This window comes from Streptomyces sp. PSU-S4-23 (genome assembly GCF_055632315.1).
This window is the reverse complement of record NZ_JBVMUU010000002.1, coordinates 4,676,013-4,690,806: the sequence shown is the minus strand read 5'-3', so window position 1 is coordinate 4,690,806 and position 14,794 is coordinate 4,676,013. Positions and strand designations below refer to the sequence as shown.

At 67.8% G+C, this 14,794-nt stretch carries 9 protein-coding genes and 2 rRNA genes; 7 read left to right on the top strand and 4 right to left on the bottom strand.

Annotation, left to right across the window (positions count from 1 at the left end; translation table 11 throughout):
* Positions 1 to 161: 161 nt before the first annotated feature.
* Positions 162 to 920, bottom strand: coding sequence for a trypsin-like serine peptidase (locus ACZ79I_RS21505; protein ID WP_471499115.1), 759 nt, complete (start codon positions 918 to 920; stop codon positions 162 to 164).
* A 522-nt stretch (positions 921 to 1,442) separates the two neighbouring features.
* Here ACZ79I_RS21505 and ACZ79I_RS21500 point away from each other — a divergent pair.
* The 7 genes from ACZ79I_RS21500 (at position 1,443) to ACZ79I_RS21470 (ending at position 10,608) form a co-directional block, all read left to right on the top strand.
* On the top strand, positions 1,443 to 2,759 hold the full coding sequence (locus ACZ79I_RS21500; RefSeq protein WP_471499114.1) for a S53 family peptidase: 1,317 nt from the start codon (positions 1,443 to 1,445) through the stop codon (positions 2,757 to 2,759).
* 566 nt (positions 2,760 to 3,325) lie between these two features.
* Positions 3,326 to 3,634, top strand: a complete 309-nt coding sequence (locus ACZ79I_RS21495; RefSeq protein WP_471499113.1) for a hypothetical protein — start codon at positions 3,326 to 3,328, stop codon at positions 3,632 to 3,634.
* Between the two features lie 220 nt (positions 3,635 to 3,854).
* Positions 3,855 to 4,688 (top strand): DUF8175 domain-containg protein, encoded by an 834-nt coding sequence (locus tag ACZ79I_RS21490; RefSeq protein ID WP_471499112.1) that lies wholly within the window; start codon positions 3,855 to 3,857, stop codon positions 4,686 to 4,688.
* Entirely contained in the window at positions 4,678 to 5,997 is a 1,320-nt protein-coding gene (locus tag ACZ79I_RS21485) for a hypothetical protein (protein ID WP_471499111.1), read from the top strand. The genes ACZ79I_RS21490 and ACZ79I_RS21485 overlap by 11 nt, the downstream gene beginning before the upstream one ends.
* Positions 5,994 to 7,550, top strand: a complete 1,557-nt coding sequence (locus ACZ79I_RS21480) for an SCO6880 family protein (RefSeq protein ID WP_471499110.1) — start codon at positions 5,994 to 5,996, stop codon at positions 7,548 to 7,550. The genes ACZ79I_RS21485 and ACZ79I_RS21480 overlap by 4 nt, the downstream gene beginning before the upstream one ends.
* A gap of 6 nt (positions 7,551 to 7,556) precedes the next feature.
* A complete protein-coding gene (locus ACZ79I_RS21475; protein WP_471499109.1) occupies positions 7,557 to 8,978 on the top strand; it encodes an ATP-binding protein in 1,422 nt (473 codons plus the stop codon).
* A 22-nt stretch (positions 8,979 to 9,000) separates the two neighbouring features.
* A complete protein-coding gene (locus tag ACZ79I_RS21470) occupies positions 9,001 to 10,608 on the top strand; it encodes a type IV secretory system conjugative DNA transfer family protein (RefSeq protein WP_471499108.1) in 1,608 nt (535 codons plus the stop codon).
* Positions 10,609 to 10,614: 6 nt separating this feature from the next.
* On the opposite strand, the gene ACZ79I_RS21465 is transcribed toward ACZ79I_RS21470, so the two are convergent.
* From ACZ79I_RS21465 to ACZ79I_RS21455, 3 genes are all read right to left on the bottom strand, one after another.
* Entirely contained in the window at positions 10,615 to 11,160 is a 546-nt protein-coding gene (locus ACZ79I_RS21465; RefSeq protein ID WP_471499107.1) for a GNAT family N-acetyltransferase, read from the bottom strand.
* Positions 11,161 to 11,269: 109 nt separating this feature from the next.
* Positions 11,270 to 11,386: ribosomal RNA gene (rrf, locus tag ACZ79I_RS21460) — 5S ribosomal RNA — on the bottom strand.
* 80 nt (positions 11,387 to 11,466) lie between these two features.
* Positions 11,467 to 14,589 (bottom strand): 23S ribosomal RNA (locus tag ACZ79I_RS21455).
* Positions 14,590 to 14,794: the final 205 nt, after the last annotated feature.

The following is a 14,794-nucleotide window of genomic DNA, read 5'->3' as shown; positions in this document are numbered from 1 at the left end:
CCGGAAAAGACCTGGTCCGGCCGGGGGGAAGGGGCAGGATCGGCCAACACCGGCCCGCCATCGGCGCACTACCGGGCGTACCACCGGCGTGAACCGGTCCGCACCGGCCCGCACCGGTCCGCACCGGTCCGCACCGGCCCGCGGGCGCGGGCGGAAGGCCGCTACCCGCCCGAGGCGGTCCGGTACAGGGCCGCGGCCTCGTTCCCCAGGACCACGCTGTAGGAGACGCCCGGGGTGTCGCCGCCCTGTTCGTGGCCGCCGAGGACGCCCACGAGTTCGCCGTAGCCGTTCACCCAGGGGCTGCCGCTCGTGCCGCTGGTGAACCCCGGGCATTCGATGCGCTGTTGTGTACGGCTGCTGGCCGTCGGCTTGTTGACGCAGGTGATCGGGGTCTCCCGGGAGCTGGGGTACCCCGTGACGGTGAGGGCGGTGGCACCGGTCCTCCGCCCGGCGGCGAACCTGTTGGCCCCCACCACGTCCTCGATCCGCGCCCCGTCGAGGGGTGCGAGGGCGGCGAAGGCGACGTCGCTGTCCTCGTCCTGGTCGTTGCTCCAGGCGTCGGCGACGTACGTCCTGGTCACCTTCCACACCCCGTACGGTGCCCTGCCGTTCCGGTACCCGGGCACGAACCACAGGGGTCCGCCGCCCCCCAGGCAGTGGGCCGCGGTGATGATCAGGTCGCGGCGCTCGCTGTGCACCACGGAGGCGGTGCAGAAGTGGCCGCCCTCCAGGGCACCGCTCGTACCGAAGAGCGGGCCGATCCGCGACGAGGCCGAGGTGAGCCTCGCCTTGACGGTCTCACCCAGCGGTCCGGTACCGCGGTCGGCGGCGGCCACGGAGGACGTGGTGACCGCCAGCAGCACGACCGTGCTGAGGAACGCGTGGCCGCGGCTTCCGGAGGGACGTGTGATGCGGTTCATCACCTCTCACTGTGGCCCAGGAAGGTGAGAAAAGCCCTCCGAGCAACCTGAGATTTGCCTACGAGCTCCGGTTGCCGCAGGTCATCGCCGATATTCGGCCCCACAGCCAGGTCCCCCCTTCGGGTGCATCCGGTCCCTCCGAGCACGCATACCCCGACGAGCCGCCACACTCACGTTCGAGGCCCCCGAACCGGCGCGGTGGACGCGGGTGTGCGCGAGGGCTGGGGCCGGGGACCTGGGCCGGGCTGTCCCGCCGCCCCTGGAGGGCCGACGGAAAACCCATGGAAAACCTGTGAGTTGGGTCAAGCGGCCGCCAGCGACCGGTCATCGGGCGGCCATCGGCGCGTAAGGCGCAGACCGCGTTCGGCAAGGCGGAAGTCAGGATTCCAGAAGGCCCTTGTTGTCGCGTACTCAACAAGTCATCGTCGTCCGCGGGCCACTCGGCCCGTCGCCGGGGACACCGTACCGGCGTCCTGCACGCACCCGCACGCCCCTGTCACCCCACTCCCAGGAGGCAGTACGTTGCGCACCCCACCCTCTGACCGGACGAACAGAACCGCCCCCCGCGGCCGATGGCACCGCATCGGTTCCGCTGCCGCCGCCGCCGTCGCCCTCCTGTTCGCGGGCATCGGCACCGCCGCCCACGCGAACGCCGCGGCGAGCCCCACCTCCCCGAACGTGACGTGGACCCGCGCCTGCGCCGTCCCCGGCAAGGCCGGCGAGATGGCCTGCAAGGCACTGCGCGTGACCGGCGGACTCACCGCGTTCCAGAAGGCCCGGGCGGAGAAGGACGGCGTCACCCCGAAGGCCGCCGACGCCGCCACCCCCTCCGGCTACGGCCCCGGCGACCTCCAGTCCGCCTACGGGCTCACCTCCGCCGCCGCCTCCAACGGCTCCGGCGAGACCATCGCCATCGTCGACGCGTACAACGACCCCAACGCGGAGGCGGACCTCGCCACGTACCGCTCCTACTACGGCCTGCCGGCCTGCACCACCGCCAACGGCTGCTTCAAGAAGGTCAGCCAGACCGGCTCCACGACCTCCCTGCCGTCCTCCGACACCGGCTGGTCGGAGGAGATCTCCCTCGACCTCGACATGGCCAGCGCCGTCTGCCCGAACTGCCACATCCTGCTCGTCGAGGCCAAGTCCGCCACCATGGCCAACCTCGGCACCGCGGTGAACGAGGCCGTCACCCTGGGCGCGAAGTACGTCTCCAACAGCTACGGCGGCTCCGAGTCCTCCTCGGACTCGTCTTACGACACCTCGTACTTCAAGCACCCGGGCGTCGCGATCACGGTCAGCGCGGGCGACAGCGGCTACGGCGCCGAGTACCCGGCCGCCTCCCAGTACGTGACCGCCGTGGGCGGCACCGCCCTGTCCAAGAGCTCCACCGGCCGCGGCTGGACCGAGACCGTGTGGAAGACCAGCAGCACCGAGGGCACGGGCTCCGGCTGCTCCGCGTACGACACCAAGCCGTCCTGGCAGACCGACACCGGCTGCTCCAAGCGGACCATCTCCGACGTCGCGGCCGTCGCCGACCCGGCGACCGGGGTCTCCGTCTACGACTCCTACGGCATCACGGCAGGCTGGTACACCTTCGGCGGCACCAGCGCCTCGTCGCCGATCATCGCCGGCGTGTACGCCCTCGCCGGTACGCCGTCCAGCGGCTCCTACCCGGCGAAGTTCCCCTACAACGCGGCCGGCACCTCCGCGCTGAACGACGTGACCAGCGGCAACAACGGCTCCTGCACCACCACCTACCTGTGCACCGCGCAGTCGGGGTACGACGGCCCGACCGGGTGGGGAACCCCGGAGGGAGTCACAGCCTTCACGGGCTGATCCTCCGGGCACGGGAAAGCCGGTGGCGGGACACCGTGGGGGACTCGGCCACCGGCATCACAAGGAACGGGCCGCGGCATCCAGCCGCGGCCCGTTCCACGTCCTGGGGCCGCGTGGACGCCTGTGCGGACGGTCCGCCTGCGGACATGTGTGCCCGGCCGCGCCACGGCCACCCCGCGCAACAGGCCCCTCGGCCCGGGGATAGCCTTCCGCTCGTACGGGTGACACCCGGACGGAGCGGGCCGGACGGCCGGGCCGCGGCGCGCACCCACCGGGTCGTCGCGGCGCGGAAGAGGTCAACGAGAGAACCGCACAACAGGTTCCGCTTCGGCCTCATTGCCCGTCATGACCTGCCATGATACACAGAGTGACCATACGCCCCTTGATGGACCGCCATGCGCCCCCCATGAGGGTCCCGCGCGCGCCGGAGGCAAGGGACACGTACGAAACCCGCCAATCAATGACGTCAAGTCGACATGCGACAGCGCCATTGTCAGCGAGAATGATTCTGACCTCTGCGCGCGTGGCAGGGGATACGGAACTACCCACCAGGGGCGGTGACTTACATGCATCTCGCGGCCGAAAAAGGCGACATCAACACGATCATCGGCGGAATCGCCCCGAACTGGGGCCCGTTCGGCAGCCTGGGCAACGAGGCGCGGGTGATGGTCGAGGTCGTGATGGCCGTCGCCATCCTGCTCTGCCTGGCGATCGCGATCTGGGGCGCGGCCAAACAGCGCATCGGAGCGACGGCCCTGCGCGACACGTTCAGCGCGGAACAGGGCAAGGGCCTGATCATCGCCGGCCTGACCGGAGTCTTCATCATCGGCTCTCTGGGCACGCTGTTCACGATCGTGTACGGCATGGCCGTCTAGGCCCGGCCCCGGGCCGTCCCGCCGCACCAGGCGCACCGTCAGTCCCCGGCCGGGTGCGCCCGGCTGCTCCCTCCGACCCACCCGTCCGTCGTGCCCACCGGCTGAGGTTGCGTTTCCCTGATGTCGAGTCACCACACCGCGCCCGCGCGGGAACCAGCACGGCTACCGTCGTACTGCTACGGGTTTCCATTGGCCATGACGTCGAGGGGGCGTGCGCGGCGTGAGTCTCGGTGACGGTGCCTCCGGCGGGGGCGACGGAGAGTACGGCGGGGTCGGGCAGACACGGACGAGACTGCCGGACCGGGGTACCGACGTGTACGGCGGCGCGCGACGGGGCCGGTCCTCGTCGCGGAGCCTGGTGACCGTGGTCGGCGTGGTCGTTCTCCTGATCGCGGCGATCGCCTTCGCGAACCGCGGAGGCGGGGGCTCCTCGTCGGGCGACGACAACGGCGGAAAGGCGGACGCGGCCCCCACGGCAGCCTCCGGAACCCGCCCGGTCCGCACGAAGACGGACGGGATCCCTTCGGGGTTCGCGCGGGATGAGCAGGGGGTGCAGAGTGCGGCGGCGAACTATGCGGTGGTGCTGGGTTCTGACGGCATGTTCAACGCCGCCAAGCGGCACGAGATCGTCCAGGTCGTGGCGGATCCCAATGTGGTGAACCGGCTTCAATCCGGCTTCGACGCCGACTACTCAGCCGACTTGTTGAAGAAGATCGGCCTCAACAACGACGGCAGTGCTCCTTCCGGCAGCACCTTCGTCAACCGCACCCTGCCCGTGGGCACGAAGGTGACGTCGTACAGCTCCGCCGCAGCGACCGTCCAGGTCTGGTGCAACGGCTTGTTCGGGCTGGCAGGCGAGAGTTCCACCAACCCCGTGACCAGTAGCTGGTTCACCGTCACCGTGAAGTTGAACTGGGCCCAGGGCGACTGGAAGGTCACGGAGACCAGCCAGAAGACCGGCCCAACCCCCGTCAGCGGAGACAACCCCGTCTCCGGGGCTGACGAGATCAGCAAGGCGGTCGAGGAGTACGGAGGGTTCACGTATGCCCGCTAGCACGCCCCGCGCGCTCAGGGTCACCGGCCTCCTAGCGACAGCACAGACGGCGGCCGTGCTGCTGGCCTCCAACGCCTACGCGGCCCCAAGCCCGAAGCCCTCGTCGTCGAGCGACCCGTGTTCGTTGATCGCCGGCCCTGCCAAGAAGTACTGCGAAAAGGGCAACACCTCCGGAGGATCCGGCGGTGGTGGTTCCAACGATCTCACCTCCACCCTCGACCCCCTCTCCTCCCTCGCCAAGGGCTGTGCCGACGCCGCCTCCTGGACCGTGGACAAGCTCAGCGAGGCCGTGAAGGAGACCGCGAGCGTCGACTTCACCAACCAGAAGTTCCTCCAGCAGTACGCCATCGTCTTCGCCGCCTCCGCCGTCCTCACCCTGGTGCTGTGGCTGCTGGCCGTCGCCAAGCGGGCGGTGCGGGGCGTCCCGTTCACCACCGCCGTGACCGAGGCGATCGGCTTCCTCTGGCTCACGGTGCTGGCCTCCGCCTTCACCCCGCTGATCCTCTACACGGTGGTCTCGGCGACCGACGCCGTCAGCGACGTCCTCGCCAAGTCCACCGGCGACCAGACCGACGCGTTCTTCGGCACGTTCTCCGGCGCGCTGAGCAAGGGCACGGGCATCGGCGGCGGCCCCATCATGCTCATCCTGGTGTCGCTCGTCTCGATCCTCGCGGCGGGCGTCCTCTACCTGGAGCTGTTCCTGAGGGCCGTCCTGCTGTACGTCGGCGCGCTCCTCGGCGTCGTCGTGTACTCGGGCCTCGTGGACAAGAACCTCTGGGGCCACGTCCGCCGCTGGGCGGGCGTGATGATCGCCGTGATCCTCGTCAAACCGGTGATCGTCATCGTGCTCGGGCTGGCCGGCGCCCTGGCCTCGGACGGCGGACCGGACTCGCTCGCGGCCGTCGTCTCCGGGCTCGCCATCATCCTGCTCGCCATCTTCGCCAGCGCCATGATCTACCGGTTCGTGCCCGGTTTCGGCGACGAGATCGCCGCCTCCCGCAACAACCGCATCATGCAGGGCGCCGAGCGCAAGGCCGCGGCCGTCATCAGCTCCCCGGCGACCCTCGTCGCCCAGGGCATCAAGACCCACAGCACACGCGCCGACAGCAACAGCGGCGGCGCCGGCATCCAGCCGCCGCGCCCCGCCAACCCCGCGTCGGGCGGTGTGGCCGCGCACAGCACCCGCGCGCCGGGCGGCGGATCCGTCCCCTCCGCCGCACCCCCGCAGCGCACGAGCCCGGCCAACACCCCCCACGCCGGAAACACCCGCAACAGCAGTACCAACCGCACGGGAGGTGAAGGGCGTTGACGACCGAGTCCCACGTGTCGCATCCGGTCACGCCCCGCCGGACCTATCTGATCGGTCGCGCCCGGCCCAACGCGATCGTCGGCCGCAACCGCGAGTCCGGCGAGATCGCGCTGATCATCGCGGGCGCGTTCCTCGGCATGATGTGCGGGCTCCTCGTCCCCGTCCTGTCCCTGCGCATCGTGCTCCTGATGGGCTTCCCGCTGCTCGCGCTGGGCGCCGTGTACGTGCCGTACAAGCACCGTACGTTCTACAAGTGGTTCGAGATCAACCGCAGTTACAAGCGGACCCTGCGGCAGGGAGCCACATACCGCAGCGGTGTCATGGAAGCGGGCACGAGCCTCGACGGACGTGAGGTGGAGGTGGGCCCGCCGCCCGGTATCGGTCGGATCAGCTGGCTCGCCGCGCCGTTCGGCCCCGACGAGATCGCCGTGCTCCTGCACGCCGACCGGCGGACCGTCACCGCCGCCATCGAGATCGAGGGCCCGGGCGTCGGCCTGCGCGACAGCGAGGACCAGGAGGCCCTCGTCGACCGTTTCGGCACGCTCCTCAAGCACGTCGCGAACGGCGACGGCTTCGTCACCCGCCTCCAGATGCTGGCCCGCACCCTGCCGGCCGACCCGGACGCACACGCCAAGGACGTGGTCCAGCGCGGCGACGACCGCGCCCCGGGCTGGCTGCAGCGGTCGTACGACCAGTTGCAGTCCATGGTGTCGACGAGCAGCGAACAGCACCGCGCCTACCTCGTCGCCTGTATGCACTACACCCGCGAGCTGGCCGCCGAGGCCCAGGCCATGGCGCGCGCCGCGCGCCCCCATGGGGGCAAGGTCGACCGGGATGCCGGCCTCGCGGTCGTCATGGCGCGCGAGCTGACCGACATCTGCTCGCGGCTGCAGGAGGCCGACATCCGCGTGCGGCAGCCGCTGGGCCAGGGACGGCTCGCCTCACTGATCCACTCGATGTACGACCCCGACCACCCCATCGACCACATCCAGGCGATGACCCAGCGCAACGCCTGGCCCGCCGAGCTCGACGCCACGGAGCCCGGCTATCTGCAGGCGAAGACCCGCGAGTCGTCGACGCGCGCCCCCTGGTGCCATGCCACCGCGTGGGTCAAGGAGTGGCCGATGACGCCGGTGGGCGTGAACTTCCTGGCCCCCCTCCTGGTCCACACCCCGGACGTCATCCGGACGGTCGCCGTCACCATGGACCTCGAACCCACCGAGGTCGCCATCGAGCGCATGCTGACCGAGAAGACGAACGACGAGGCCGAGGCCAGCCGCGCCGCCAAGATGAACCGCACCGTCGACCCCCGTGACATCGCCGCCCACTCCCGTCTCGACCAGCGCGGCGAGGACCTCGCCAGCGGCGCCGCCGGCGTCAACCTGGTCGGCTACATCACCGTCTCCGCCCGCTCACCGGAAGCCCTGGCCCGTGACAAGCGGACCATCCGTGCCTCGGCCGGCAAGTCCTATCTGAAGCTGGAGTGGTGCGACCGCGAGCACCACCGGGCCTTCGTCAACACGCTCCCCTTCGCCACCGGCATTCGGAGGTAAGGCCTGATGCGGGATCCGCTGTCCGTCCTGACCGACGCCTTCACGTCCTTCCTCTTCGGCAAGGTCGAGACGACCCGGCTGCCCGTCCGCACGTCCACGGGCCAGGCCCAGGCCGTCTACCTGCCCACGGCCGCACCCGGCCTCGGTGACTCCGGCGTGATCATCGGCCGCGAGGTCTACTCCGGGAAGGGCTACATCTACGACCCCTTCCAGCTGTACGGCCAGCAGCTCCCCGCTCCGCACTGGCTCGTCCTCGGCGAGTCCGGCAACGGCAAGTCGGCGCTGGAGAAGACGTACGTCCTGCGCCAGCTGCGCTTCCGCGACCGGCAGGTCGTCGTGCTGGACGCCCAGGGCGAGGACGGCGTCGGCGAGTGGAACCTGATCGCGGAGGAGATGGGGATAACGCCCATCCGGCTGGACCCGACGGCGGCACTGGACCACGGCATCCGGCTCAACCCGCTCGACCCGTCGATCACCACGACCGGCCAGCTCGCGCTGCTCCGCACGATCATCGAGGTCGCGATGGGGCGCGGCCTGGACGAACGGTCCGGCTTCGCCCTGAAGGTCGCACACGCGTACGTCAACGAGACGATCGTCGAGCGGCAGCCGGTGCTGACCGACATCGTCGAGCAGTTGCGGCATCCCGAGCCGGAGTCGGCGGAGGCCATGAACGTCGCCCTGGACGACGTACGGGCCTGGGGCCTGGACGTGGCGCTGGTCCTGGACCGCCTGGTCGACGGCGACCTGCGGGGCATGTTCGACGGGCCCACCACGGTCGGCATCGACCTGGACGCGCCGCTGATCGTGTTCGACCTGAGCCACATCGACCGCAACTCGATCGCCATGCCGATCCTGATGGCGATCGTGGGTGTGTGGCTGGAGCACACCTGGATCCGTCCCGACCGGAAGAAGCGCATCTTCCTGGTCGAGGAGGCATGGCACATCATCAACAGCCCGTTCGTGGCCCAGTTGTTCCAGCGGCTGCTGAAGTTCGGCCGACGGCTCGGTCTGTCGTTCGTGGCGGTCGTGCACCATCTGAGCGACGTGGTGGACGGGGCGGCGGCCAAGGAGGCGGCCGCGATCCTGAAGATGGCCTCCACCAGGACGATTTATGCCCAGAAGGCGGACGAGGCCCGGGCCACCGGCCGGGTGCTCGGTCTGCCGAGGTGGGCGGTGGAGATCATCCCGACCCTGACGCCCGGCATCGCGGTGTGGGACGTCAACGGCAATGTCCAGGTGGTCAAGCATCTGGTCACGGAGACGGAACGGCCGCTGGTCTTCACCGACCGCGCGATGACGGAGTCGGCGAGCGACCGGGCGGACGACGTGCTGCGCGCCGCGGAGCGGGAGGCGGAGGAGCGGGCGGCGGCGTTCGTGGAACAGCGGTTGAGCGACCTGGACGGCTCGTCCGAGTCCACGGTGGCGTAGGCGGCGTAGACATGGGGTCCCGATGAGACCGGACAAGGAGCGGGAGCAGGAGCGCCACGGAGGCATCCCCGACGGCGTGCTGGTGGGCGTGCTCGCCTTCCTGCTCGGTGTGACGCTGATGGTGTGGACGGCCACGGGCCTCGCGGGCTGGTTCGCGCGGGGCGCCTGGCCGGAGGGCGTCCGCTTCAGCCGGACGCCGATGGCCATGCGCCATCTGTTCGCCCAGCCGCACGACGTCGCGGGCGCCTGGCCGGACACCCCGCCCGGCCGGCTGTCCGGGTACGGGCTTTTCTGGGGGTTGTTCATAGGGCAACTGATGGTGCTGTTCGTGCTGACCGTGTTCGCGATCGGCACCGTGGCGCGCTGGAAGGCCGTACGGGCGCGCCGGAAGGCCACGGCCCCGGCCTCCGGCCGGCTGCCCGGCAGCGGGAGCGGACACCCGACGGCCGGCGGCAGCCCCGCACGCCCGGGCGCCGCGGCGCCCCACGAGGTCCCGGTCCCGCACCAGGGTGCCGTGGCGCACGAGGTCTCCGCGCCGGACCCGTCGCCCGGTGCCGCCGGGACGCTGCCCCTGCTCACGGCATCCCGGCCGGCGCCCGCCGCCCCCGGCGCTCCTGAGGGTCCCGGCGCGCCCGCGGTCCCGGCGGCGGCCCATCCGACCACGGCGACCGCCGAGAGCCCGCCGGCCGGGGTCGGGGCCGGGGCCGCGCCCTGCATCATCCTGGGCACGCCCGAGGACCGTCGCCCCGCCGCCGCCCAGGCCGTGCACGACGCGGAGGGCCCCGCGCTCGTCGTCACCTCGGACCCCTCCCTGTGGTCGGAGACCAAGGACGCCCGGGCCAAGCTCGGCCCGGTCCTCCTCTACGACCCGTCCCACCTGTGCGACACCCCGGCCCGGCTGCACTGGTCCCCGACCTCCGGCTGCGAGGACAAGGCCACCGCCGCGGCCCGCGCGGTCGCGCTGCTCGCCCCGGTCCGCCCCACGGCCCGTATCGACCAGGCGGTCGCCGACGTGGCGGAGACGCTCCTGCGGAGCTATCTGCACGCCGCCGCCATAGAGGGCCGCACGATCAAGCACCTTCACCGCTGGGCCCAGGGCACCCAGGTCCAGGAGGCGGTACGGGCGCTGCGCACGAACCCCAAGGCGTCGTCCGGGGCGGCCGGCGAACTGGAGGCCGCGCTCACCTCGCACCCGGAACGCAGGGACATCGCACAGGAGCTGACCGCCCGAGCGCTGTCCGCCCTCTTCACGGTCAACATCCGCGAGGCGTGCACACCCAACCGAAATGACAGCCTCGCCTTGGATTCCTTCGTGAACGAAGGGGGCACGCTTTATGTGGTGGGTGAATCCATCGAGGACCCCAGGCAGCAGCCAGGCGCGATGCCGCTGCTGACGGCCCTCGCCTCAAGCGTGGTCGAGCGCGGCCGGCGCATGGCCGAACGGTCATCCTCCGGTCGCCTCGACCCACCACTCGCCCTGGTCCTGGACGACGTGGCGGCCGTCGCCCCCCTTCCCCAGCTCCCGGACCTCCTGTCCACCGGAGCGGACCGGGGGCTGCCGACCCTGGCCCTGCTCCGCTCGCGTGAACAGGCCCGTGCACGCTGGCCGCACCACGAGCTGCCGGTGTAGCAGCCGCTAGGGCCGCTCGATCACCAGCTCCAGTTCGGAATCCCCCGAGTCTCCCGTCAACGGCACGGTGACCCCGCTGGGCACGAATCCCACCTTGCGGTAGAACGCCCGGGCCCGGGCGTTGTCCTCGTGCACGATGAGCCGGACCCGCTCTGCGCCGCGCTCCCACGCCCACTCCAGGCCGGCGGCGAACAGCGCCTCGGTCAGTCCGGTTCCGCGCTGCTCGGGGCGTACGAACACGCCGACGACATGCCCCTGCTTCCGCTCGACCGTGAACCCGGCCCAGTCGGTCGTCCCGGGCTCCTCGACCAGCACGGTCAGGGTGCCGGCCCAGCTTCCGTCCGGGCCCTCGGCGATGAGCTGCCGAGCGGCGGCCGCCCCTTCGGCGGCGCCTTCCGCCCGCTCCCGCCAGAAGGAGTCCGGCCTGGCGAGGGCCTCCTCGTAGGTCTCCAGGAAAGCGAGGTGCGCGACCGGGTCCCGCAGCGCCACGAGCCGCAGCTCTTTCACCGCGCGCCATTCGTCCGGGCGTATGGGCCTGATCAGGTGACTCATGCGGCCACGGTAGCGGAATCCGGCCCCCTCGTTCCGAGGGGGCCGCCACGAACGCAAAAGAGCCCCAACTCACGGGATCGACCCGGAGTTGGGGCTCTTTTCAAAGATTGTTCGGCGGCGTCCTACTCTCCCACAGGGTCCCCCCTGCAGTACCATCGGCGCTGTAAGGCTTAGCTTCCGGGTTCGGAATGTAACCGGGCGTTTCCCTCACGCTATGACCACCGAAACACTACGAAACACACAACCCACCGCGTGACAGCGGGATTGTTCGTGGTTTCAGAACCAACACAGTGGACGCGAGCAACTGAGGACAAGCCCTCGGCCTATTAGTACCGGTCACCTCCACCTGTTACCAGGCTTCCAGATCCGGCCTATCAACCCAGTCGTCTACTGGGAGCCTTACCCCATCAAGTGGGTGGGAGTCCTCATCTCGAAGCAGGCTTCCCGCTTAGATGCTTTCAGCGGTTATCCCTCCCGAACGTAGCCAACCAGCCATGCCCTTGGCAGAACAACTGGCACACCAGAGGTTCGTCCGTCCCGGTCCTCTCGTACTAGGGACAGCCCTTCTCAAGACTCCTACGCGCACAGCGGATAGGGACCGAACTGTCTCACGACGTTCTAAACCCAGCTCGCGTACCGCTTTAATGGGCGAACAGCCCAACCCTTGGGACCGACTCCAGCCCCAGGATGCGACGAGCCGACATCGAGGTGCCAAACCATCCCGTCGATATGGACTCTTGGGGAAGATCAGCCTGTTATCCCCGGGGTACCTTTTATCCGTTGAGCGACGGCGCTTCCACAAGCCACCGCCGGATCACTAGTCCCGACTTTCGTCCCTGCTCGACCCGTCGGTCTCACAGTCAAGCTCCCTTGTGCACTTACACTCAACACCTGATTGCCAACCAGGCTGAGGGAACCTTTGGGCGCCTCCGTTACCCTTTAGGAGGCAACCGCCCCAGTTAAACTACCCATCAGACACTGTCCCCGATCCGGATCACGGACCCGGGTTAGACATCCAGCACGACCAGACTGGTATTTCAACGACGACTCCACCCCAACTGGCGTTGGAGCTTCACAGTCTCCCAGCTATCCTACACAAGCCGAACCGAACACCAATATCAAACTGTAGTAAAGGTCCCGGGGTCTTTCCGTCCTGCTGCGCGAAACGAGCATCTTTACTCGTAGTGCAATTTCACCGGGCCTATGGTTGAGACAGTCGAGAAGTCGTTACGCCATTCGTGCAGGTCGGAACTTACCCGACAAGGAATTTCGCTACCTTAGGATGGTTATAGTTACCACCGCCGTTTACTGGCGCTTAAGTTCTCAGCTTCGCCCACCCGAAAGTGAGCTAACCGGTCCCCTTAACGTTCCAGCACCGGGCAGGCGTCAGTCCGTATACATCGCCTTACGGCTTCGCACGGACCTGTGTTTTTAGTAAACAGTCGCTTCTCGCTGGTCTCTGCGGCCACCCCCAGCTCACGGAGTAAATCCGATCACCAGGCATGGCCCCCCTTCTCCCGAAGTTACGGGGGCATTTTGCCGAATTCCTTAACCATAGTTCACCCGAACGCCTCGGTATTCTCTACCTGACCACCTGAGTCGGTTTAGGGTACGGGCCGCCATGAAACTCGCTAGAGGCTTTTCTCGACAGCATAGGATCATCCACTTCACCACAATCGGCTCGGCATCAGGTCTCAGCCACACACAAGGCGGATTTACCTACCTTGCGGCCTACACCCTTACCCCGGGACAACCACCGCCCGGGATGGACTACCTTCCTGCGTCACCCCATCACTCACCTACTAACCGCTTGGTCCGGCGGCTCCACCACTCCGAGATTGTCCGAAGACGCACCCGGCGGCTTCACGGCCTTAGCATCACGATGCTCGATGTTTGACGCTCCACAGCGGGTACCGGAATATCAACCGGTTATCCATCGACTACGCCTGTCGGCCTCGCCTTAGGTCCCGACTTACCCTGGGCAGATCAGCTTGACCCAGGAACCCTTAGTCAATCGGCGCACACGTTTCCCACGTGTGAATCGCTACTCATGCCTGCATTCTCACTCGTCAACCGTCCACGACTACCTTCCAGTGCCGCTTCACCCGGCAGACGACGCTCCCCTACCCATCACAACAGGCGTTAACCCTCATGCTGCAATGACACGACTTCGGCGGTACGCTTGAGCCCCGCTACATTGTCGGCGCGGAATCACTAGACCAGTGAGCTATTACGCACTCTTTCAAGGGTGGCTGCTTCTAAGCCAACCTCCTGGTTGTCTGTGCGACTCCACATCCTTTCCCACTTAGCGTACGCTTAGGGGCCTTAGTCGATGCTCTGGGCTGTTTCCCTCTCGACCATGGAGCTTATCCCCCACAGTCTCACTGCCGCGCTCTCACTTACCGGCATTCGGAGTTTGGCTAAGGTCAGTAACCCGGTAGGGCCCATCGCCTATCCAGTGCTCTACCTCCGGCAAGAAACACACGACGCTGCACCTAAATGCATTTCGGGGAGAACCAGCTATCACGGAGTTTGATTGGCCTTTCACCCCTAACCACAGGTCATCCCCCAGGTTTTCAACCCTGGTGGGTTCGGTCCTCCACGAAGTCTTACCTCCGCTTCAACCTGCCCATGGCTAGATCACTCCGCTTCGGGTCTTGAGCGTGCTACTAAAAACGCCCTCTTCGGACTCGCTTTCGCTACGGCTACCCCACCCGGGTTAACCTCGCAACACACCGCAAACTCGCAGGCTCATTCTTCAAAAGGCACGCAGTCACGAGACACCAGCAAGCTGATGCCCGACGCTCCCACGGCTTGTAGGCACACGGTTTCAGGTACTATTTCACTCCCCTCCCGGGGTACTTTTCACCATTCCCTCACGGTACTATCCGCTATCGGTCACCAGGGAATATTTAGGCTTAGCGGGTGGTCCCGCCAGATTCACACGGGATTTCTCGGGCCCCGTGCTACTTGGGTATCTTCCAAACGAGCCGCTGACGTTTCGACTACGGGGGTCTTACCCTCTACGCCGGACCTTTCGCATGTCCTTCGCCTACATCAACGGTTTCTGACTCGTCCCACGGTCGGCAGACCGCAGAAGAAAGAACCCACAACCCCGCATGCGCAACCCCTGCCGGGTCTCACACACATACGGTTTGGCCTCATCCGGTTTCGCTCGCCACTACTCCCGGAATCACGGTTGTTTTCTCTTCCTGAGGGTACTGAGATGTTTCACTTCCCCTCGTTCCCTCCACACTGCCTATGTGTTCAGCAGTGGGTGACAGCCCATGACGACTGCCGGGTTTCCCCATTCGGAAACCCCCGGATCAAAGCCTGGTTGACGACTCCCCGGGGACTATCGCGGCCTCCCACGTCCTTCATCGGTTCCTGGTGCCAAGGCATCCACCGTGCGCCCTTAAAAACTTGGCCACAGATGCTCGCGTCCACTGTGCAGTTCTCAAACAACGACCAATCACCCACCACCCCGAACCAACAGGCTCGAGTTCACTGGGGCCGGCACCGAAGGAACAGGCTCACACCCGCACCCTCAGACACCCAACAGCGTGCCCGACACCCTCACCCCTCCACCTTCCGTTCCACGCCGAAGCAGTACTAGGAAGAAGAGCAAACCGAG

What these genes read in the sequence shown, in the direction of transcription:
- ACZ79I_RS21505 (WP_471499115.1), bottom strand. Translation starts at nt 920, where the DNA reads ATGAACCGCATCACACGTCCCTCCGGAAGCCGCGGCCACGCGTTCCTC.
- ACZ79I_RS21495 (WP_471499113.1), top strand. Translation starts at nt 3,326, where the DNA reads ATGCATCTCGCGGCCGAAAAAGGCGACATCAACACGATCATCGGCGGA.
- ACZ79I_RS21485 (WP_471499111.1), top strand. Translation starts at nt 4,678, where the DNA reads ATGCCCGCTAGCACGCCCCGCGCGCTCAGGGTCACCGGCCTCCTAGCG.
- ACZ79I_RS21475 (WP_471499109.1), top strand. Translation starts at nt 7,557, where the DNA reads ATGCGGGATCCGCTGTCCGTCCTGACCGACGCCTTCACGTCCTTCCTC.
- ACZ79I_RS21470 (WP_471499108.1), top strand. Translation starts at nt 9,001, where the DNA reads ATGAGACCGGACAAGGAGCGGGAGCAGGAGCGCCACGGAGGCATCCCC.
- ACZ79I_RS21465 (WP_471499107.1), bottom strand. Translation starts at nt 11,160, where the DNA reads ATGAGTCACCTGATCAGGCCCATACGCCCGGACGAATGGCGCGCGGTG.